Below are 20,077 nucleotides of genomic sequence, written 5' to 3'. Positions count from 1 at the left end.
TCATTTCTCCTGCTAACTCCTTAGGTCATCCTAAGGGGTTTTTTATATTTTATAAAAGGGGGAAAAACATGTTTACGGGAATCATTGAGGATATCGGTACCGTACATTCCTTGAAAAAAGGAAAAAGCAGTATGGAGTTATCGATTCGTTCTGAAAAAATCCTTGAAGATGTGCATCTGGGGGATAGTATTTCAGTCAACGGGGTCTGCTTAACGGTAACATCCTTCACGAAAAGTTTGTTTACGGTAGACGTGATGCCGGAAACGGTCAAAGCTTCCACGATCCGGACGTTAAAATTGGGATCACCTGTTAATCTTGAACGAGCAATGAGTGCACAGGGAAGATTTGGCGGTCATTTTGTTTCAGGGCATATCGATGGTACCGGAACGATCATAAAAAAAGAACGGAAAGAAAATGCCGTATATTATGTAATCCAATTGGATGAAGGGCTTAGTACCTTCTGCATTCCAAAAGGTTCCGTGGCCATTGATGGAACGAGCTTGACGATATTTGGAATCGAAAGGAACCTTTTGACTGTATCATTGATTCCATTGACTCATCAGGACACCATATTGGGACAAAAAGCGGCTGGCGATATCGTTAACATCGAAAACGACATGATAGGGAAATATATAATACATCAAATGAAAAATGGCAATCCAAAACCAGGACTGAATTTAGAGTTTTTGGCAGAGCATGGATTCTAATAAAAGGGCGGTGTAATGATGTTCCATACAATAGAAGAAGCAATAGAAGATTTGAAGGCTGGCAAGGTAGTAATCGTATCCGATGATGAAGACCGTGAAAATGAAGGGGATTTTGTAGTGTTGGCCGAAAAGGCGACACCGGAAGCGATTAATTTCATGGCGACTCATGGACGTGGTTTGATTTGTACAACCATCACTGAAGAACTGGCAGCGAAATTGAAACTGCATCCTATGGTAGGTGAAAATACCGATCATCATGGTACTGCTTTTACGGTAAGTGTCGATCATAAAAGCACCTCTACAGGAATCAGTGCTTTTGAACGGTCCTTGACCATCCTTGAGCTTCTTAATGAAGATTCTGTCGCTGAAGATTTCCAAAGGCCTGGTCACACTTTTCCGATAGTCGCTAAAGAAGGCGGCGTATTAAGGAGGGCTGGACATACGGAGGCATCGGTGGACTTGGCGAAGTTATGCGGTGTCGCTCCAGCTGGTGTCATTTGTGAGATCATGAATGAAGATGGATCGATGGCCCGCGTATCCGATTTAGAAGTCATCGCTGATAAATTTAACCTGAAATTCATTACGATAGCCGATTTGATTCGGTATCTTGAACAAAATGATTCAATTGGGAAACAGGAACTTGAACTGAACATCCCGAAAGCTTGAAGGATTATAAGGGAATTAAATATTAACATGAAAAAAATGAAATTGTTTTTTAAAATTAGGAGGAATTGGACATGGGGAAAACTATTGAAGCACAATTAATCGGATCAGGATTGAAAGTCGGAATCGTGGTAGGAAGATTTAATGAGTTTATCACAAGCAAGCTTTTAGGAGGGGCATTGGATGGCCTTAAGCGTCATGGCGTTGATGAGAATGATGTTGACATCGCGTGGGTCCCGGGTGCTTTTGAACTTCCGTTAATTGCTAAGAAACTTGTGAATACAGGTAAATATGATGCTGTAATCGGTCTTGGAACGGTAATCAGGGGTGCCACTTCACATTATGATTATGTCTGCAATGAAGCAGCTAAAGGCATGGCTTCCGTTTCATTGGAAACAGGTGTACCGGTTATTTTCGGTTTGCTGACAACTGAGAATATTGAACAAGCCATTGAACGTGCAGGTACAAAATCAGGTAACAAAGGCTATGAAGCTGCGGTTAGTGCCATTGAAATGGCCAACCTTGGAAAATTAATAGAACAGTGATTTCACATAAGGAAGCCGCAGGGAATAACATTCCTGCGGCTTTTTTAATTGTCAGATTGGAAATACCTCGATTTCAAAGTAATGTGTTTTTTCATTAAATATCGGTATAAATTATGGAAAATAAAGAATCATTAGGTAATTCCCCGAAAAAAAAACGAACAAAAGCATCATGTAATGGAAGCATGATAAAATATGCGGATATGATTATGCTACAATTGTAAAGATTGCAATTGAAATTCATGACTTTAGGGAAAAGTAATTTTATTAGTTATTAGGAGGGGTTTGTGTGTACCATCTCTTTACACATAATGATTTAGATGGAGTCGGCTGTGGCATTGTGGCTAAGCTGGCATTCGGAGAAGAAGTAGTGGTTAGTTATAATTCAATTGGCCGACTTAATCAGAATGTAGGAGCATTTCTTGAGCAGGCTAAGATTGAAGATACATTGATCGTTACTGATTTATCGGTTGATGAAGATAACGAAAAAATGATTACTCAGTTTGTGGAAGATGGAGGCAAGGCACTGCTGATTGATCATCATAAGTCAGCACTGCATTTGAACGAACATGATTGGGCATCTGTAACTGTCGAACAGGAAGATGGTAAACAGACGGCAGCGACATCATTATTCTATCAGTATGCAGTTGAAAATAAATTGCTGGAACCCTCAAGCATTGTCGCTGAATTCGTTGAATTGGTTCGTCAATACGATACTTGGGAATGGGAAGTCAATAAAAATACAACGGCAAAACGATTGAATGACCTTTTTTTCATGATTCCGATAGAGGAATTCGAAATGAAAATCGCAAATAAGCTGTCCACGGCTGAAAGTTTTACTTTTGACGAAGTGGAGCAAACCCTTCTGAATGTTGAAGAGAGTCGAGTAGATCGGTACATAAACAGGAAAAAAAGAGAAGTCTATCAGGCTACGGTCGGTCCCCATACAGCTGGTGTGGTCCATGCAGAGTCATACCACTCTGAATTGGGTAATGAACTGTCGAAAGAGTTCTCCCATCTGGATTATATTGCCATCCTGATGGTGGGAAGTAAAAGAATCAGCTTCCGGACAATCCACGATGATATAGATGTTTCTGAGGTTGCCGGCAAGTACGATGGGGGCGGTCACCAAAAAGCCGCCGGTTGCACCATGTCCGAAAAGGCATATAGCCAATATGTCGAAAAGACCTTCCATGCCGAGCCCCTTAAACGAGACGCACATAAGAATCAATTGAATGTAAAGGATTCTCCAGAGGGTTGCCTATATTCAACGAGAGACAAACAGGACATATTCATCTATGAAGATGAAGAAGAGGAATGGATTGTTGAAATCAACGGAAAACAACAGAAAAAAACATTCGATACATTTGCGGAAGCGGAAAAATACATGAAGCGGAAATACGCTGCATGGCTGGCCCATGATGAAAGATATGAAGAGTTTATCAATAAGGGATGAATAGGAAAGCGGCTGTCCAAATGGGACAGCCGCTTTTTTAATCTTGTCATTCATGATTTACCTTTTAAGCGGGACAGGATGAACGATCGTGCGGGATTGTTTTTTCGGAATGGAATTTTGGCGATGTAGAATTGCATTGATTTCTCCGCCGATCACAAAAATCAAACCACTCAAATACAGCCATAGCATCAAGATGATCACGCCTCCTAAACTGCCGTAAGTGGAAGAGTAGTTGGCAAAGTTACTGATATAGAATGAAAATCCAAGTGATATTCCCAGCCAAAGTACAGTTGCGGTCACTGCCCCAGGAATGACATGTTTAATGGGAAAACTTTTATTCGGTGCAAAGCGATATAAAAAGGCCAGGACAAGTGAGATGACCACAACCGCGATAACCCACCGTAATAAGCTGAATAATATTTGCATTTCTTCAGGGATCGGAATGACTTGCTGTAATAAATCGATGATGACCTTTCCGAAGACGGGGAGACCCAACATGACGATGAATGCTACAACCAGGCCTAATGTCAATACAATGGAAATGATGCGGGCTTTGATGAAATTCCTTGTTTCTTCAACATCATAGGCGATATTCATGGAATGGATGAACGCATTCATTCCGTTGGAAGCGGACCAAATGGTTCCAAGGAAACCAAAAGTAAGTAAGCCGCCGTTCCGTTCAGATAATATGTTGATGATATTTTTCTCGACGACTTCCATCGTTTCCGCAGGCATGAAGGTTTTTATCGTGTCAAGGGCTGTCTGAATATCGATGTTCAGATAAGGTAATATGGACAGAAGTAAAATGAGCAAAGGGAATAGTGCCAGTAAATAGTAATAAGCTTGTTCTGCTGCCAGCCCGGTTACACGATCTTCCTTTATTTCTTTAATCAGTTTCTTTGAAAACTTTATCGACTTATTCATCTGGGCATCACTCCTGAATAGTTACTTAGGTTATCTGCTTCTTTTCCCTCTGTTCATGTAAGTTAATCCTCAAAAGAAAAGAAATTGAAAGTTCTAATCCGCGCGCTTGTAAAAGCTTGTGATAATGACAACCTCATAATACCCAAAACAAATTTGTCGAGAGGCAAATCAATTTTAAATGCTCCAGTAAGGTGCAAAATCGGAATGATGGAGAGGTAAAGAAATGGCAAGCCAAGGAGGATCAACCTTAGCCTAATTTCACGATACCCTTTTTTTAGAATTTCTTGCGATTAACTGAAAATAAGTGCTGTTGATGATACTTCAAGCCTATGAATAATACGGCCAAACACTACTACTAGGTATGAATTTATGCCTTCTTTATAACAAGTATAATAATTTTTAGTAAATTATGGAAGTGGGTTGTGGAAGGCAAAAAGGCCAGACAGCAAAGTCTGGCCTTTTTTCTCTATTGCACTTCTTTTCCCTGTTCCTTTTGAACCTTCGGAGGGGTCCATCTGAATACTTTATTTAGGATATTATAGATGTGTTTGGATTCTTTTGTAAGGATCGGCCCAAGAATCGCTAAGGTTAAAACATAAAGTGCCGCAAACGGGGTTAGTATAGGCATTAAACCGCCTGCAATGCCTAAGTTGGCTAAAATGATGGAGAATTCGCCGCGTGAAACGATCGTTAAACCGATGTTTGCGGAAGCTCTGTGAGATAAACCGGATTTGCGTCCGGCAATCATACCAGCTGCAAAGTTACCGATTATGGTGATGATTACGGCTCCGAGAACCATCCAGACAGCTCCCCCAAGGGTCGTCGGATCGATACTCAAGCCAAAGCTGAAGAAGAATATGGCCCCGAAGAAGTCTCTAAAGGGAATGACAAGTTTCTCAATCCTGTCGCTATGTTCCGTTTCAGAAAAGACTAGGCCGAGCAGTAATGCACCGATGGCTTCCGCAACATGAATCGTTTCCGAGAAACCGGCAATGAAGAATAGTAATGCGAACACGACGATGATAAAAATCTCATCGGAGGTTATATTGAATAATTTGTTAAGGACCCCAGATGCTTTCCGGGCGATAACGAAAAATATCAGCATATACCCAATCGCGATAAATGTAGAAAGTAATGTTCCCCAAACGGAACCAGAAGAGCTTAATACCAATCCGGATACGACTGATAAATAAACAGCGAGGAAGATATCTTCAAACATGATGATGCCGAGGATTAGCTCCGTTTCATTGTTACCGGTCCTTTTAAGGTCCACAAGTACCTTTGCCACAATGGCACTAGAAGAAAAACTGATGATCCCGGTTAATATCAGAACCTCTTTTAATGGAAGACCGAGCAGGAAACCGTACAGCAAGGCCATTCCCACGTTGATTAAAATGTAATAGGTTCCGCCTGTCACGATATTTTTCCCGGACTTCATAAGCTTTTTCACGGAAAATTCAAGCCCTAGGTAAAACAGAAGGAATAAAATACCGACACGACCGAGGAATGCTAGGATTTCATCACTTTCAATGAAACGCAGGTCAATTAATCCGAAGTGCGGGGCATGGGGGCCAACGAGCATCCCGATGATAATTAATAGTGGAACATTTGATATTTTGAATTTACCTGCTACGAGAGCGGCTAATGCCACTAGAAGTAGGGCAGTACCCACTTCAAAGACTAAATGGTCCATATGAGCTTAGTCACTCCTTTCGTCGGTCAATAATTCTCTTGTCAGGTTACGGATATCTTTTCTTTCACCGGATATCACAAGAGTGTCGCCTGTTTCGATGATGGAGTCAGGACCAGGATTATTCAATTGTTTTTTTCCTTTTTTAGAATGGGCGATGACGGTCACGTTATAATTGCTCCTGATATCAATCGAACCGATCGTTTGATTGATGGCCTTTGAACCTGGTTCGACTTTGAACCATTCAATCACCAAGTCACCCAATGACATTTCTATTGTTTCAAGTGCTTGTGGTTTATAAACCATGCCGCCTATGATGGAAGCCATTTGCCGGGATTCCTGATCGTTAAGGGTGATGCTCGATATGACGTCTTCATGTTCATTATCAAAATGGTATAATTCCCGACGGCCGTCATCGTGAATGACGATTACTAACTTTTCATCATTTCTCGTTATGATTTCGAATTTTTGGCCAATACCAGGAAGTTCACTTTCTCTAATTCTCACTGGAATTCCTCCTTAAAATGTTGGTTAGAGTTAATAGAAGATAGCTGGATGTTTATAAGTTAACGTCAATATTCGTCTTGAATTTCTTCTCCTTGGATATGCCGATGTATTTTAATGTCTCCGATGGACTGGAATGATGGTAATGCTTCTGTATCAAGGCCAGTGAAACTCCTTGTTTATAGGCATGGTAGCCAAAAGTTTTACGCATCGAACTTGCTCCGAATTTGCCTGTCAGCCCTGCACCTTCCACAGCATCATGGATGATTCGGTGCGCCTGTTGACGTGTTATCGGCTTTTTTGTCTTAGGGGAAAGAAATAAAAATTGACCTTCGATAACCTTAGAGCCTTTAAGGTATTCTTGTAACGCGGTACGGACTTTCAGGTTCAAATAAATTTGATTGACTTCGTCATTTTCCGTCCTTTGTTCATAGAACTCCTTGATTTTGCCCGTTTCATCCAGAACGTTGGCCACGGTGATTTCAAGCATTTCATTTATCTTCATACCTGTATTGATGCCGAGTACAAACAATAAATAATCCCGACTGGAGTGAGCGCGTAAGTATGTTTTTATTTTGCTGATTTGATTGATATCCTTAAAGGCTTCTACATATTCCATAGATCTTCTCCTCTTGCTAATGTAACATAATTACATTATAACACAAGTTATGTAACATTTCATGCATTTAGTCCTGCAGGTGATTCCTATCCAAACAGTAATGCATGCTGTCGAACGTAAAAAAACCTTTTCCTTATTCTCTGCTCAAACGAGGTGAAATATTTCAGGGAAGTTATTTAATGTGGAGATTGCTGTTTGCATCATCGGGGACATCAGCCTGAAACGAAAAAAAAAGAAACCCCAAGTTGGGGTTTACTCATCTTTTTAGTATACGGCTTTTTGTAGTTTGTGAATGACTTCAAGTGAAAGCCCGGTTCCGATGGCAACTGATTCAAGCGGGTTATCTGCAAGTTGGACTGGGACGACAATTTCATTCGTCAGCCATTCCTGTATCCCGTTGAGAAGTGCACCCCCGCCGGATAAGATGACACCTTGATCGACGATATCCCCGCTCAATTCAGGAGGGCAATCTTCCAAAGTGGCCCTGATTGCTTCCAGTATATGAAGAAGTGATTCCTGAATGGCTTCCTGGACGTCAGTGGATGATATTGTAATCGGCTTTGGAAGACCCGTTACAAGATCGCGGCCCCTGACTTCCATGCTTATCACGGAATGTTTAACGAGTGCGTAGCCGATTTCTTTTTTTATTTCCTCGGCTGTTCTTTCCCCAATCAGCACATTATGTTTTTTTCTAACATATTGGCTGATATCTTCATCCAATTGATCTCCGCCAATTCTGATTGAATTGCAAGAAACGACGCCGCCATAAGAGATGATTGCGACCTCAGTCGTTCCGCCGCCGATATCAACGATGACATTGGCAACGGGCTCTTCGACAGGCAAGCCCGCACCTATTGCTGCTGCTACTGGTTCCTCGATAAGGTGGACCTGTTTCGCTCCGCAGCTTTTGACTGCATCCTGAATGGCCCTTCTCTCAACTGATGTGGAACCTGATGGTGTACAGACCACTACACTAGGTTTGCGAATCGAAAAACCTAGGGCCTTACTTGCTTTTTTCATGATTTCCCGAAGCATTTGCGCGGTTACATTAAAATCCGCAATGACACCATCCTTAAGCGGACGGATTGCCACGATATTTCCGGGCGTTTTCCCGATCATGTTTTTTGCATCCACACCGACTGCCAATACTTTATTAGTCTCTATATCAATGGCCACCACAGATGGCTCATTAAATACGATTCCTTTATTTTTACTGTAAACTAATGTATTTGCAGTTCCTAAGTCAATGCCTATTTCTGTATTTGATAACATTTAGTCACCCCTCCATAAGAGTTTGACCCCCAATATACTCATTCTACCTTTTATTGCGAGTTTGTGGGGGTGGGAAATCTAGTAAATGGTGGAAGTGGCATGCCGTTTCTTTTCATAGAGCGAAAACATGATGAAATATAAAAGTGCACTGGCGATGGAAAGCGCGCCAATAACGGAAAATATCCAATTGTAACCAATCCACTGACATCGGAATGACTAATGGCGTCAACATTCTTCCTATTGTAAAATATTGACCCCTCATATGTACCGTTTTTAGTATATTTCACACAGCGCTCCTCGCTTCAGTCGAAAACAAGAGTGGGTGCCTGGCAATGAATCAGCTTATTTTATGTTAAGATATAGATGAAAATCCGCTTAGATAAAGAAGGTAATCTTGTGAGTGCAAATTTAATCGAGAGTAAGAGTTTTAGAGTCATCTTTACAGCTTTCCTAGCTTTCCTGGGTGGTTATGCATTTGATAGCCTTGGAATTTACCTCCCATGGATGCTTGGACCATTATTCGTCGTGATGATCGCGAAAGTGAAGTTAAGGAAGTACTTGTTTTGGTCTAAACCCTTTAGAAGTACTGGATTGGTCATTCTAGGTTTACAACTGGGCAGTTCATTCACGAAACAATCGTTAAATGAGATGATTGAATATTTGCCTGTTATGCTTTTTACGACAATCGCAATCATTTTATTTACAGTTTTGACTGGCTGGTTTGTCGGGAAACGAATGAACTTAACCTTGGGCACATCCATGCTTGGCAGTTTTCCGGGAGGTCTTTCCCAGATGGTGGTCTTAAGTGAGGAAATGAAGGATAGTGATGAAACGGTTGTAGGTTTCATGCAAACACTGCGGGTCATCCTGGTGATATCCATTGTTCCTTGGATCGTGACCCATGTAATGTCAGTTGGAACAGGTACTGTAATTGCCATATCGGAGCGCCCGTTTTTCTTATTTGATTATGATGGGAAATTAGCCATCATGATGTTGTTAACCTTGCTATTATTCATCTTCATCACAAAGAAAGTGAATTTCCCGCTGCCTTTTTTGCTAGGACCTCTCATGGCTGCAGCACTATTCAATTTAGCAGGCCCAGGTGCCCCGCAGGTTCCTGATTTTTGGTTGAACTTGTCACAATTGTTGATCGGCGCACATTTAGGCTATACACTGAAGGTTGATAATCCTCGACTTTTCAGAAAGATGTTTGGGGCTGTATTCGTCAGTAATGTCCTATTGATTGGATTTTGCTATTATCTTTCCATTCAGTTTGCCCCGATCCTATCTTTGCAGCCGAACGAATTATTTTTGAGCATGGCTCCAGGCGGCGTCGCCGAAATGGCCGTCACAGCCATGTCTGTGCATGTGGATTTATCCGTTGTAACAAGCTTTCATTTATTCAGGATTTTATTCATTTTATTTTTTCTGTCACCCATCATAAAATGGCTGGTTGGAAGAAGCCAAGGAAAACAAGAACAGGGACAAAGCTGACAGGCTTTGTCCTTTTTTCTTTTCGAAAAAACTGAAGAGTGAAAAGAACAAATGCCAGGCGTTATGCGGAATTCACGAGTAAAAGCAGGAAACTCACGAGTAAACCGCTGAAACTCACGAGTAAAAGCAGAAAACTCACGAGTAAACCGCTGAAACTCACGAGTAAAAGCAGAAAACTTACGAGTAAACCGCCAAAACTCACGAGTAAAAGCGCATATTCCAGACTTTATGAGAAAAGTACGAACGGAACATGCTTGAAATTCCATTCTCGAAAGAATATTGTACCCGAACCATTGAAATGTGCTGTTGAATAAGCTGTAGGCGCCAAAGTTGGTAGATTTTGTGATGAATTAGTGGAAATTGAAATCTAATAGTAAAATAATCCTCACTTTTTTTGAACTTCATCCGATATAAGGAGGAGACGAGACTTTAAATGAATGGGTGAGTATTATGGATATAACATCAGTTTTGGGCGTAGTTCTCGGTATTGTGGCCATATTAGTCGGAATGGTGTTGAAAGGCGTAAGTGTAACGGCGTTGATTAACCCGGGGGCTATTTTGATCATTATTGTAGGGACGATAGCTGCTGTCGTAACGGCTTTCCCTTTGTCGGAATTAAAAAGACTACCAAAAATATTCAAGATTTTATTCTTTGAACAAAAATTGACAAAGCCTGAAGATTTAATAAAAACCTTTTCGGAATGGGCAGTCATTGCCAGGAAAGAAGGCTTATTGGCATTGGAAAGCATTTCGGATCAAGTGGATAATACCTTTTTGAAAAATGGCTTGAATCTTGCATTCGAAGGCCAGAATGCCGATTATATTCGTGATATTTTAGCGGAGGAAATAGACGCGATGGAAGAACGTCATTTAAGCGCGGCAGCGATTTTCAGTCAAGCCGGTACATACGCACCGACGCTCGGCGTATTGGGTGCGGTAATCGGGCTGATTGCTGCATTGGGGAATATGGCTGACACGGAGGCATTGGGACATGCCATATCTGCCGCGTTCGTCGCAACCTTGATGGGGATTTATACGGGGTATGTGTTATGGCATCCATTTGCCAATAAGCTCAAACGGAAATCGAAGCGGGAAGTCAGAATCAAGGAAATGATGATCGAAGGTATTTTATCGATCATCGAAGGGGAAGCGCCAAGAACGATTGAACAGAAATTAACATCCTATTTGCCTGCTGGAGATCGTAAGAAGTGGTTAGAAGGCGATGTGAGAGAAGATGGCTAGGCGCAAAAAGAAACAAAGGCATGAAGAGCATATCGATGAATCATGGCTGGTTCCCTACGCCGATATCTTAACATTGCTTCTTGCGCTTTTTATCGTCTTGTTCGCTTCAAGTTCGGTTGATGCAGTAAGGTTCCAGCAGTTGTCCAATGTATTTAACCAGGTTTTTACAAGCGGAACGGGTTTTATGGATTACCCAAGTGATTCCCCCAGCAATGAGCCGACGTCACCAGAACAAAGAACAGGTGCAGAAAAACTTGAGAAGTTAGGGAAAAACGAACAAGAAGAACTTATGGAAGTTCAGGAGCGTGTAAATGACTTCATCCAAAAGAATGATTTAACGGATAAATTGGGAACGAACCTTACGGATGAAGGGATGTTGATTTCAATTAGGGAAAACGTGCTGTTCGAATCGGGGGTGGCTGAGGTGAGAAGTGAAAACCGAAAAATCGCTAAGGAAATCTCGGATTTACTGGTCATGGACATACCCAGAAACATTATCGTTAGCGGACATACCGATAATGTTCCCATTAAAAATTACCAATATGAATCCAACTGGGATCTGAGCGTGATGCGATCCGTGAATTTTATGAAACTTCTCCTAGAAAATAAAGATTTGGATCCCGAACTGTTCAGTGCTAAAGGACATGGGGAATTCAAGCCGGTTGCTTCTAATGAAACGAAAAAAGGAAGGGCGAAAAACCGGAGAGTTGAAATCCTAATTGTTCCACGGTCAGCGATAAATGAGTGAAAACCTGTCAGGAATGGACGGGTTTTTCTTTTTGAAGGAGAATATATGGAAAGAGAATAATACGAATGTGATGGAAGAAATCGTTGTGACATGGGTGCAGGTATTAATGTCAGGAATGGAATACCAAACATTTTGTTCGTGCAGGAAATGATGACATCATCACATTATCATTGAATAACCTGCCTAATTTCTATGTAACCACAGAAGAAGGGCGGAAAAGGATATTTGGAAATTTGAATACAGAAGAAAACAGGAAATGGATCAATAAAAGAATCATCAATGTGATACACGTTGTTGGCCAGTATCCTAAACATTGATCAAAAGGCTGCCATTATCTTTTTTTCGATATTAATAAAGGTGGACAGCGACCGCCGAAGGGATGTCGGAAATGTAGCGGTATATTACTCATAATCAAAGGAACAACCATTAATTATGTGTTTTATTTATGGTGGCAGAGGGAACATAAATAAAGTACAAGTTGGTTCATTCGATCAAAAATTGAGGAGATGAATGATTATGGGTAAAAATATCGCATGTGTTGTAACGAATATGTTTGAGGACTCGGAGTATAGTGAACCGGCAAAAGCATTTGAAGAAGCCGGCCATACGGTAACGACGATTGAAATGGTAAAAGGGAAAACTGTTAAAGGGAAACAAGGGGAGGTAGAAGTCGAGATTGATGAAAGCATCGATTCGGTGAAACCAGAAAATTTCGATGCTTTATTCATCCCCGGTGGTTTTTCCCCTGATCAACTGCGTGCTGACGAACGCTTCGTATCTTTCGCCAAATCGTTCATGGATGATAAAAAACCAGTATTTGCGATCTGTCATGGACCGCAGTTGCTGATTACGGCCAAAACACTTGAAGGACGCCACGCAACAGGATATACATCCATTAAAGTCGATATGGAGTATGCAGGTGCCACATATTTGGACAAAGAGGTTGTGGTTTGCGGCAACCAGCTTGTAACCAGTCGGACACCTGAAGACCTTCCGGCATTTAACCGGGAATCGCTCAATCTATTGAAATAATGAAAAATCCCGGCAGCTGCCGGGATTTTTCATTTTAAAGGATTCATATACTTCAATCTTTGCAGTAAAATAAAAGGAGAGACGAATTAAAAAGGAAGTGTCACGATTGATCGTATTAAAATCTGCACGTGAAATTCAAGCGATGCATGAATCGGGTAAAATTTTGGCAGCTTGTCATAGGGAGATTGCAAAGTTGATTGTTCCTGGGGTGACAACTTGGGAAATAGAAGAATTTGTTGAAGGATTCTTAAAAAAACATGGTGCGAAGCCGGAACAAAAGGGTTACAAAGGGTATGAGTATGCGACATGTGCCAGCATAAATGAAGAAATTTGTCATGGTTTCCCTCGTAAGACCCCTTTGAAAAACGGAGATATCGTAACGATTGATATGGTCGTCAATTATAACGGGGCCCTTGCTGACTCTGCCTGGACGTATACGGTCGGTAAGGTTTCAAAGGAAACCGAACATTTAGTGAATGTGACGAAGGAATCTTTATATAAGGCGATTGAAGTATGTATGGAAGGCAATCGTATTGGAGATATTGGTCATGCCATACAAACATATGTCGAAGCGGAAGGCTTCTCTGTCGTTCGTGATTTCATCGGACACGGGATAGGGAATGTCATTCATGAAGAGCCCCAGGTTCCGCATTATGGACTGCCGAATAAAGGTCCGCGTCTTAAGGAAGGCATGGTATTCACCATCGAGCCAATGGTAAACGTAGGTACATATAAAGCAAGCAGGGATCCGAATGGATGGACGGCATCCACTGCAGATGGGAAATACTCGGCTCAATATGAGCATACGATTGCCATTACGAAAAACGGTCCGCTTATTCTGACCGAACAATGAACATAAAAAAACAGCATCGATTATGATGCTGTTTTTTTATGTTAATCAATTGGACGTTCCAATGAATACAAATCTTCTTCAATATTTCCTAATCTGTCCTCAATGATTTTTTTAGCATCTTTGATACCTTCATTATAAATAAAGGGAGCAATATTTTCGAAAATGAACTGCAAATGATTTTCAGCAGCGATTTCACCGATTTCCTTTCCATGTTCCTGATACACATATTCTTGGATACTTTCGATCATCTTGCGGCGTTTTTCTATGGGAAATTGTATGAACATTGTGCCCTCCTTCATATTTGTTCTAAAAACCATGTAATGAATTGATCCGAATCCAAAGGGAAGACGGGTACTGAAGCATGATTCCTTGTTTGTTCCAAACATTCGGGCCAAGCCACAGCTGCTTTGACATTAGTAAGCCGTTCCAATAACAGGAGGTCACTTTCTTCTTTGATTAAAATGACTTTAGGGAAGTCCTCTTGCTTATAACCTTCAATTAAAATCACATCAGGGAGAAATAGATACAGTAATTGAACCAGTTCATTGATAGGGGCTTTCCCCTTGAAATTGCCGAGCAGCTCGATTGTACCATCTCCTTCAACAAGTGAGGCGGCCGCCCCTGCATGAAAGTGTTTATTGGAATCCTTCGTGCCTGTGACATTTGGTTTTCCGCCATGTCCATGATGTTTTAAAACGGCTGTCTCTAATTTTGCTTCGTGAAGCTGTTTGATTATATTCGTTATGAAGGTCGTTTTTCCTCTATTTTGGTAGCCAACCACCTGGAAAATAAAGGGCTTCACCAAGGCCACTTGCATCCTTCTTGGTCATCGAGAAGCAGGATGTCCACAAAATCTCCAGTTTGGAAACCACGGGTCCCCCCAGGTAAGACGGTCAGTGAATTGGCACCTGACAAGCTTGTTGTAATATTGGATTTATCCACACCGCTAGGAATTACCTTCAACTGGCCGGATTCGTAAAATAATCGGGTCCGAAGCAGACGTGAGAATGGATTGGGTTTTAAGAAGTCTTCTGCCAATTGTGCCGTCTCTTTTCGTAAATGCGGATGCTCCGAAAACAACATGGTGCGGATGATCGGTCTTGCAAATAGTTCAAAGCCGACATAACTGGCGGATGGATTGCCGGATAAACCGAATAAAAATTTGTTATTATATACGGCTACGGTCGTCACGCTGCCGGGGCGCATGGCCACTTTGTTGAATAAGACATCGGCGCCAATCTTTTGATAAATATCCGGGAGAAGATCAAAATCACCGACAGAAACTCCTCCTGTCGTAATGAGGAGATCCACTTCCTCCAAGGCAGTTGAAATGGCCTCGTAGCTCAATTCGAATTCGTCCTTAAGCTTTCCATAGAAACGGACTTCTCCTCCGGCCCTCCGAATTTGGGCGGAGAGGGCATGTGAATTGCTGTTGCGAATTTTGCCGGGCTGCAACGGTTCATTAACATCAAGAAGTTCAGACCCCGTAGCGAATAATCCGACGACAGGCTTAGTGGCAACTGGCACTTCGGCATAACCGAATGTTGCGAGCAAGCCGATGATCCCTGGATTGATTGCTGTTCCTTTTTTCACAAGAACATCGCCCTTCTTTGCATCCTCACCTTGAAAAGAAACGTTTTCGCCTTCCTTAAGCGAGCGTTTAAATGATATGTACTTCTTTCCGTCCTTTTCGAATTCCTTCGTAAGCTCGAGCATGATTACGGCATCACACTCAGCTGGCATCTGAGCTCCAGTCATGATTCTTGCCACTTGATTTTTTTGAACAGGAATATTCGGTACCATACCCGCAGCCAACTCTTCAACCACTTCGAACTCGAGAGGGTTATTTATGGAACCTTCGGCCGTATCCTTGGACCTAAGGGCGAATCCATCATATGGCGAGCGGTTAAAATGCGGAACATCATTTGTAGCTACAATATCTTGAGCCAAAAAACGGTCATGGCTTTCCTCTAGGGGAATCAGTTCCATATGTCCTGTTAATTTATGCTTCATCACTTTTTCCACTGCTTCTGCAATACTGATGGGCGTTCTTCTCTCTACCATAATTACAACTCCTGTCGGTTTTCAATTTCTATATCAAATGTAGCAGAATTTTTTAAAAAATGAAAAAAATCCTCACCGGTATGGGAGGATTTGAATGTTACTTATTACGTAGTCTTCCAAGTTCTTCAGCGATAGCTTCCATTTCACGGACACTGAAATTTGTTTTTTTCATCACCATTGTATAAATATCGTGCAGTTCTTCGTACATCTCGATATCAAAATGGGTCGATTTGATTGCACCGAAGTTCATAACTTTTAATTTATCCTTGATTGCTTCAACCATATACTCGACACTTTCGGCTGTGTTTTGCGTTAAATCCATTTCCCTCATCCTTTCATACGTTCCTAAATTATTTTTATCTTTGCATGATTACCTTGAGAAGTCAATGAATATTCGGGTGGAAAACGAAGCTTGATTCCCGATATACTTGGTCATCTCCACGTTTTAAAGTGAGAGAGTTTGGGAAAAGATAGGAAAAAAAATATTTAAACATTGTATAATGGAGATAGCTACCATTATACATCAACTAATATATGACGAGGAGGAGAATATATGAGCAACATTCGAGAAGAATATAAGTGTGCCAAGAAAAGCAAATTTATGCAAGCGGTCTTTATTGGGGCGTTAGCTGGGGCTGCGATAAGCCTTTTTGATAAGGATACGCGTAATTCTGTATTGGAAAACAGTAAAAGCTGCATGGGTAATATGAAAGAATTCATAAAGAATCCTAATGGGGTGCTTAAACAAGTAAGTGAAACATCATCTAAGGTCCGTTCCACTGTTGAAAAAATTTCCGATGATGTATCCTTCATTTCCCAAAAGGTGGAGGAAATGAAAGACATCCCATCGCAAGTTGCCCAAGTGGTGATGGAGACGAAGGAAGTTTTTGCTGCAGAGGAAGAAGAGTCGACTTCAAGTCAACAGGAACGGATTTCCTTAAATTAGAAAATGGGGTGGAGGTATGGCCAATAAAAAAGAATGGCTTAAAGGTTCATTCTTCAAGACATTCATAAAACGGTTACTGGTGGATGATGTGTCGGGGCTTGCCGCACAGCTGTCTTATTTCTTTTTACTTTCCCTGTTTCCGTTACTTATTTTTTTATTCACTTTATTGGCCTATCTGCCATTTTCCCAAGAAGATATATTAAACACCGTCCGTACATATGCGCCTGACGATTCGATGAAAATCATTGAGGCTAACCTATCTGAAGTGATGGAAGCGAACGGGACATTATTGTCGTTTGGTGTCATTGGAACGATATGGTCTGCCTCGAATGGGATGAATGCAATCATTAAAGCATTTAACCATGCATACGGTGTAAAAGAAAGTCGAACTTTCTTTATTTCCCGGGGAATGTCGATTCTTCTTACTTTAGCGATGATTTTTGTTTTTATTGTCGTTTTATTGCTGCCGGTATTCGGAAAACAAATCGGAGTATTCCTATTTGCCGAAATTGGACAATCAGATGAGTTTCTTACGATTTGGAACCAACTTCGCTGGGTGATCAGTACGCTTGTATTTTTAATTGTGTTCACCATCCTTTATTGGATTGCGCCCAACATAAAGCTGAAATGCATAACCGTAATGCCTGGTGCCATCTTTGCAACGGCAGGCTGGAGTCTTGCTTCCTTTTTGTTTTCTTTTTATGTGGAGAACTTCGCAAATTATTCCGCAACATATGGAAGTCTTGGAGGGATTATCGTATTAATGGTCTGGTTTTATTTATCAGGACTCATCATCATACTGGGCGGGGAAATAAATGCTCTCATAAGTGAAAAAGAAAAACCAGAATGTGTATGAGGTTCCTTGAGTTTCCTTAATAGCGGACTATCATGCTGTGGATACTATTCAAGAAATGATAACTTTTGAAGAGGAGGAGATCTTTCATGAGTAAAAAAGATGGCAGCACAAAGCAAAAAGGAAAAAATAAAGGTTCGAACCATAAAACATCAGGTTCTGCAAACGGTAAGAACGGATATCACTAAATGAAAATATCATAAAAAAAGGGAGCCTTGGAAGGCTCCTTTTTCATGTTTAGTTTCTCAAAAGTCTTAAGCTGTTAAGTATAACAAGTATTGTGCTTCCTTCATGGCCAATCACGCCATATGGGAGGTCTAGAAATTGAAGGAAATTGGATGCTATCAGGATCATGATGACCGAAATTGAAAAGATGACGTTTTGTTTGATGATCCGATTCATCTTCTTGGATAATTTGACTGCTTCCGCAATGCGCGGCAGGTCATTCTTCATCAGAACGACATCCGCTGTCTCCAAGGCAACATCCGTGCCTTCACCCATTGCAATTCCAACAGATGCTGTTGCTAGTGCAGGTGCATCATTGATGCCATCCCCAACCATTGCTACAGTGCCATATTGTTCTTTCAGCTTTTTCACTTCAGTCACTTTGGTTTCAGGTAGGCATTCGGCAATATATGCATCAATATGGCTCTCCGAAGCAATCGCTTTAGCCGTTTTTTCCCCATCTCCTGTAAGCATGACGGTATGGATGCCCTCATTTTTCAAGGCTTCGATGGCTGTAACGGTTTCTTCACGCACGACATCTTTCAAAGTGAGTATGCCTGCAATTCCTTGATCATCTTTTGCATAAACGATTGTCTTGCCTTGTTCAGCCAATGTCAGTGCAATGCCATTTTGGAATCGTTCTGCTTCACTGCGACCGACGAAATCAGCTTTTCCGACTTGCCAAAGCACGCCATTGATATAGGCTTGAACTCCATTACCTGAGATATCTTCCATGTTATTTGGTTTAATGATATCCTTTTGCAATTTTGATTTGGCATAACGTACGATCGATGTTGCCAAAGGGTGATTCGAATAATTTTCAACAGATGCAATATGAAATAAGAAATCATCTTCGTTTAAATCTTCGCGGATAATGACATCCGTTACCTCTGGTTTTCCTTTTGTCAATGTACCGGTTTTATCTAAAGCAATTGCCTGCAGATTGCCAAGATTCTCAAGATGGATGCCTCCTTTAAATAAAATGCCATGACGGGCTCCATTTGAAATGGCAGAAAGTGTAGCTGGCATAATAGAGGCCACAAGGGCACAAGGAGAAGCGACAACGAGCAGGATCATCGCTCTGTAGAATGTCTCGGTCCAGCTCCACCCCAATAGGAAATGGGGTATGAACATCATCAAGCCGACAACCGTCAATACTACTTTTACATAAGTCCCTTCAAACCGTTCAATGAACAGCTGGGAAGGGGACTTTTCACTTTGTGCGGATTGAACGAGAGTGATTATTTTTTGAAATAATGTTTCACTTGCCGGTTTGGTGATTTCCACGGTAATCGTTCCACGAAGATTAACCGTTCCCGCAAATACTTCATCATCCAATGATTTACTGACTGGTATGGATTCACCAGTGATGGCGGCTTCATCGATATTGGTTCGGCCGTCCGTGATTTTTCCATCTGAAGGAACTCTCTCACCTGGTTTCACTAAAATCAAATCCCCGACATGCAGCTGTGAAACGGATACGGTTTCTTCATATCCGTTAGTGATGCGCAGTGCTTCTTCTGGCTGTAAGTCCATTAGTGCCGAAATTTCTTTATGGCTTTTATTCATCGTGTATGTCTCAAGGGCTCCGCTTAAAGCGAAGATGAAAATCAATATGGCGCCTTCCGTCCAGTATCCGATGACCGCAGAACCGATTGCCGCAAAAATCATCAGCATCTCAACATTCAATTCCCGGTCGGCAATCGTATCTTCTATGCCTTCTTTCGCCTTGGCATATCCGCCAATCAAGAAAGAGGCTAAGTATATGACTATGGAAGCAGTTTCCATTCCGTTCTTTGAAAGGGCCCAGCCCAATACTATAAGTAAACCGCTGAATAATGCAGCAATAAGTTCTAGATGAGGTTTTGCTTTTTCCAACCAGGTCGTTTTGCATGCAGCCGGTTGGGTTAAATGTTTAGTATCTGTAGTCATAAGACTCCCTCCCACATTCTTCTCTATTTTGTGTAAATGATATAGATTATCATTTGTATTATATATAATTGAGAAAGATAATCAACGTCATTTCTCTGGATAAAATATGAAAGCTGCCACCGTAATTGCGATGACAGCAATGTTTTCAAAGGTTTATAAACGTGATGTCCCTTTTGTTATTATTATAGTACCACATATCCTATTCGGAAATAAAGAAGAATGATTCTAATCTAGTAAAAAATATAAAGTATCTTCAAACTAATATAAAGTCTATTGATAAATACCGTTCAAATTGAATAATAAAAGAAGTG

Annotated in this window: 22 protein-coding genes and 1 pseudogene; 12 read left to right on the top strand and 11 right to left on the bottom strand. The window is 41.2% G+C overall.

The annotated features are described in order from the left end of the window. The first annotated feature begins 68 nt into the window (after positions 1-68). The 4 genes and pseudogenes from ribE to ACFX4I_RS09885 all read left to right on the top strand — a co-directional run bounded on the left by ribE (position 69) and on the right by ACFX4I_RS09885 (position 3,368). Positions 69-707: a riboflavin synthase gene (gene ribE, locus ACFX4I_RS09900; RefSeq protein ID WP_230300339.1), complete on the top strand. Its 639-nt coding sequence runs from the start codon at positions 69-71 to the stop codon at positions 705-707. Positions 708-725: 18 nt separating this feature from the next. Further along, positions 726-1,364 (top strand): annotated as a pseudogene (gene ribB, locus ACFX4I_RS09895) (3,4-dihydroxy-2-butanone-4-phosphate synthase); the annotation flags it as partial. Positions 1,365-1,444: 80 nt separating this feature from the next. Continuing rightward, positions 1,445-1,915, top strand: a complete 471-nt coding sequence (gene ribH / locus ACFX4I_RS09890; RefSeq protein WP_048685088.1) for a 6,7-dimethyl-8-ribityllumazine synthase — start codon at positions 1,445-1,447, stop codon at positions 1,913-1,915. Positions 1,916-2,201: 286 nt separating this feature from the next. Continuing rightward, positions 2,202-3,368, top strand: a complete 1,167-nt coding sequence (locus ACFX4I_RS09885; RefSeq protein WP_098370478.1) for a DHH family phosphoesterase — start codon at positions 2,202-2,204, stop codon at positions 3,366-3,368. Between the two features lie 57 nt (positions 3,369-3,425). On the opposite strand, the gene ACFX4I_RS09880 is transcribed toward ACFX4I_RS09885, so the two are convergent. The 5 genes from ACFX4I_RS09880 to mreBH form a co-directional block, all read right to left on the bottom strand. Beyond that, a complete protein-coding gene (locus tag ACFX4I_RS09880) occupies positions 3,426-4,292 on the bottom strand; it encodes a YihY/virulence factor BrkB family protein (protein ID WP_283932538.1) in 867 nt (288 codons plus the stop codon). A gap of 466 nt (positions 4,293-4,758) precedes the next feature. Further along, positions 4,759-5,985: a cation:proton antiporter gene (locus ACFX4I_RS09875; RefSeq protein ID WP_377420313.1), complete on the bottom strand. Its 1,227-nt coding sequence runs from the start codon at positions 5,983-5,985 to the stop codon at positions 4,759-4,761. 6 nt (positions 5,986-5,991) lie between these two features. After that, a complete protein-coding gene (locus ACFX4I_RS09870) occupies positions 5,992-6,489 on the bottom strand; it encodes a cation:proton antiporter regulatory subunit (protein WP_137017835.1) in 498 nt (165 codons plus the stop codon). 52 nt (positions 6,490-6,541) lie between these two features. Then, the gene (locus ACFX4I_RS09865) at positions 6,542-7,105 is read right to left on the bottom strand and encodes a tyrosine-type recombinase/integrase (protein ID WP_230300342.1); all 564 of its coding nucleotides are present in this window, start codon (positions 7,103-7,105) and stop codon (positions 6,542-6,544) included. A 264-nt stretch (positions 7,106-7,369) separates the two neighbouring features. Next, positions 7,370-8,377, bottom strand: coding sequence for a rod-share determining protein MreBH (gene mreBH / locus ACFX4I_RS09860; RefSeq protein WP_144527898.1), 1,008 nt, complete (start codon positions 8,375-8,377; stop codon positions 7,370-7,372). Positions 8,378-8,773: 396 nt separating this feature from the next. Between mreBH and ACFX4I_RS09855 the strand changes: the two genes are divergently transcribed. Continuing rightward, entirely contained in the window at positions 8,774-9,871 is a 1,098-nt protein-coding gene (locus tag ACFX4I_RS09855; protein WP_377420311.1) for an AbrB family transcriptional regulator, read from the top strand. A gap of 61 nt (positions 9,872-9,932) precedes the next feature. Here the strand turns inward: ACFX4I_RS09855 and ACFX4I_RS09850 are convergent, their stop codons facing one another. Continuing rightward, a complete protein-coding gene (locus ACFX4I_RS09850; protein ID WP_377420309.1) occupies positions 9,933-10,073 on the bottom strand; it encodes a hypothetical protein in 141 nt (46 codons plus the stop codon). Positions 10,074-10,321: 248 nt separating this feature from the next. Here ACFX4I_RS09850 and motA point away from each other — a divergent pair, with 248 nt between their 5' ends. The 5 genes from motA (at position 10,322) to map (ending at position 13,746) form a co-directional block, all read left to right on the top strand. Continuing rightward, complete coding sequence (gene motA, locus ACFX4I_RS09845) at positions 10,322-11,113, top strand: flagellar motor stator protein MotA (protein ID WP_377420307.1); 792 nt, start codon at positions 10,322-10,324, stop codon at positions 11,111-11,113. Continuing rightward, positions 11,106-11,861: a flagellar motor protein MotB gene (gene motB, locus ACFX4I_RS09840; protein ID WP_377420305.1), complete on the top strand. Its 756-nt coding sequence runs from the start codon at positions 11,106-11,108 to the stop codon at positions 11,859-11,861. Before motA ends, motB begins: the two co-directional genes overlap by 8 nt. Before the next feature lie 170 nt (positions 11,862-12,031). Continuing rightward, a complete protein-coding gene (locus ACFX4I_RS09835; protein ID WP_230300346.1) occupies positions 12,032-12,178 on the top strand; it encodes a late competence development ComFB family protein in 147 nt (48 codons plus the stop codon). A 199-nt stretch (positions 12,179-12,377) separates the two neighbouring features. Next, on the top strand, positions 12,378-12,893 hold the full coding sequence (locus tag ACFX4I_RS09830; RefSeq protein ID WP_141992668.1) for a type 1 glutamine amidotransferase domain-containing protein: 516 nt from the start codon (positions 12,378-12,380) through the stop codon (positions 12,891-12,893). A gap of 106 nt (positions 12,894-12,999) precedes the next feature. Next, positions 13,000-13,746 (top strand): type I methionyl aminopeptidase, encoded by a 747-nt coding sequence (map, locus tag ACFX4I_RS09825; protein WP_283932540.1) that lies wholly within the window; start codon positions 13,000-13,002, stop codon positions 13,744-13,746. A gap of 41 nt (positions 13,747-13,787) precedes the next feature. On the opposite strand, the gene ACFX4I_RS09820 is transcribed toward map, so the two are convergent. The 4 genes from ACFX4I_RS09820 to ACFX4I_RS09805 form a co-directional block, all read right to left on the bottom strand. Further along, complete coding sequence (locus ACFX4I_RS09820; protein WP_230300348.1) at positions 13,788-14,030, bottom strand: DUF2164 domain-containing protein; 243 nt, start codon at positions 14,028-14,030, stop codon at positions 13,788-13,790. An 11-nt stretch (positions 14,031-14,041) separates the two neighbouring features. After that, the gene (gene mobB, locus ACFX4I_RS09815) at positions 14,042-14,557 is read right to left on the bottom strand and encodes a molybdopterin-guanine dinucleotide biosynthesis protein B (RefSeq protein ID WP_377420303.1); all 516 of its coding nucleotides are present in this window, start codon (positions 14,555-14,557) and stop codon (positions 14,042-14,044) included. Continuing rightward, positions 14,545-15,810: a molybdopterin molybdotransferase MoeA gene (locus tag ACFX4I_RS09810; RefSeq protein WP_377420301.1), complete on the bottom strand. Its 1,266-nt coding sequence runs from the start codon at positions 15,808-15,810 to the stop codon at positions 14,545-14,547. The genes mobB and ACFX4I_RS09810 overlap by 13 nt, the downstream gene beginning before the upstream one ends. A gap of 97 nt (positions 15,811-15,907) precedes the next feature. Next, the gene (locus ACFX4I_RS09805; RefSeq protein WP_230300351.1) at positions 15,908-16,132 is read right to left on the bottom strand and encodes a DUF1128 domain-containing protein; all 225 of its coding nucleotides are present in this window, start codon (positions 16,130-16,132) and stop codon (positions 15,908-15,910) included. Positions 16,133-16,363: 231 nt separating this feature from the next. Between ACFX4I_RS09805 and ACFX4I_RS09800 the strand changes: the two genes are divergently transcribed. Continuing rightward, on the top strand, positions 16,364-16,756 hold the full coding sequence (locus ACFX4I_RS09800; RefSeq protein ID WP_230300352.1) for a YtxH domain-containing protein: 393 nt from the start codon (positions 16,364-16,366) through the stop codon (positions 16,754-16,756). Between the two features lie 16 nt (positions 16,757-16,772). Beyond that, positions 16,773-17,612: a YihY/virulence factor BrkB family protein gene (locus ACFX4I_RS09795; protein WP_230300353.1), complete on the top strand. Its 840-nt coding sequence runs from the start codon at positions 16,773-16,775 to the stop codon at positions 17,610-17,612. A 234-nt stretch (positions 17,613-17,846) separates the two neighbouring features. On the opposite strand, the gene ACFX4I_RS09790 is transcribed toward ACFX4I_RS09795, so the two are convergent. Further along, a complete protein-coding gene (locus ACFX4I_RS09790) occupies positions 17,847-19,766 on the bottom strand; it encodes a heavy metal translocating P-type ATPase (protein WP_230300354.1) in 1,920 nt (639 codons plus the stop codon). Between the last annotated feature and the right edge of the window lie 311 nt (positions 19,767-20,077).

Source organism: Peribacillus sp. YIM B13472, assembly GCF_042788005.1.
In the GTDB taxonomy this organism is placed as follows: Bacteria; Bacillota; Bacilli; order Bacillales; family DSM-1321; genus Peribacillus; species Peribacillus simplex_E.
Note: the sequence above shows the minus strand (reverse complement) of the source record. Positions and strands in the feature narration are given on the sequence as shown.

Coding starts and splice junctions, on each gene's coding strand:
- ACFX4I_RS09880 (WP_283932538.1), bottom strand. CDS start 4,292: ATGAATAAGTCGATAAAGTTTTCAAAGAAACTGATTAAAGAAATAAAG.
- ACFX4I_RS09790 (WP_230300354.1), bottom strand. CDS start 19,766: ATGACTACAGATACTAAACATTTAACCCAACCGGCTGCATGCAAAACG.
- ACFX4I_RS09810 (WP_377420301.1), bottom strand. CDS start 15,810: ATGGTAGAGAGAAGAACGCCCATCAGTATTGCAGAAGCAGTGGAAAAA.
- ACFX4I_RS09830 (WP_141992668.1), top strand. CDS start 12,378: ATGGGTAAAAATATCGCATGTGTTGTAACGAATATGTTTGAGGACTCG.
- ACFX4I_RS09805 (WP_230300351.1), bottom strand. CDS start 16,132: ATGGATTTAACGCAAAACACAGCCGAAAGTGTCGAGTATATGGTTGAA.
- mreBH (WP_144527898.1), bottom strand. CDS start 8,377: ATGTTATCAAATACAGAAATAGGCATTGACTTAGGAACTGCAAATACA.
- ACFX4I_RS09865 (WP_230300342.1), bottom strand. CDS start 7,105: ATGGAATATGTAGAAGCCTTTAAGGATATCAATCAAATCAGCAAAATA.
- ACFX4I_RS09875 (WP_377420313.1), bottom strand. CDS start 5,985: ATGGACCATTTAGTCTTTGAAGTGGGTACTGCCCTACTTCTAGTGGCA.
- ACFX4I_RS09795 (WP_230300353.1), top strand. CDS start 16,773: ATGGCCAATAAAAAAGAATGGCTTAAAGGTTCATTCTTCAAGACATTC.
- motA (WP_377420307.1), top strand. CDS start 10,322: ATGGATATAACATCAGTTTTGGGCGTAGTTCTCGGTATTGTGGCCATA.
- ribE (WP_230300339.1), top strand. CDS start 69: ATGTTTACGGGAATCATTGAGGATATCGGTACCGTACATTCCTTGAAA.
- ACFX4I_RS09820 (WP_230300348.1), bottom strand. CDS start 14,030: ATGTTCATACAATTTCCCATAGAAAAACGCCGCAAGATGATCGAAAGT.
- ACFX4I_RS09800 (WP_230300352.1), top strand. CDS start 16,364: ATGAGCAACATTCGAGAAGAATATAAGTGTGCCAAGAAAAGCAAATTT.
- motB (WP_377420305.1), top strand. CDS start 11,106: ATGGCTAGGCGCAAAAAGAAACAAAGGCATGAAGAGCATATCGATGAA.
- ribH (WP_048685088.1), top strand. CDS start 1,445: ATGGGGAAAACTATTGAAGCACAATTAATCGGATCAGGATTGAAAGTC.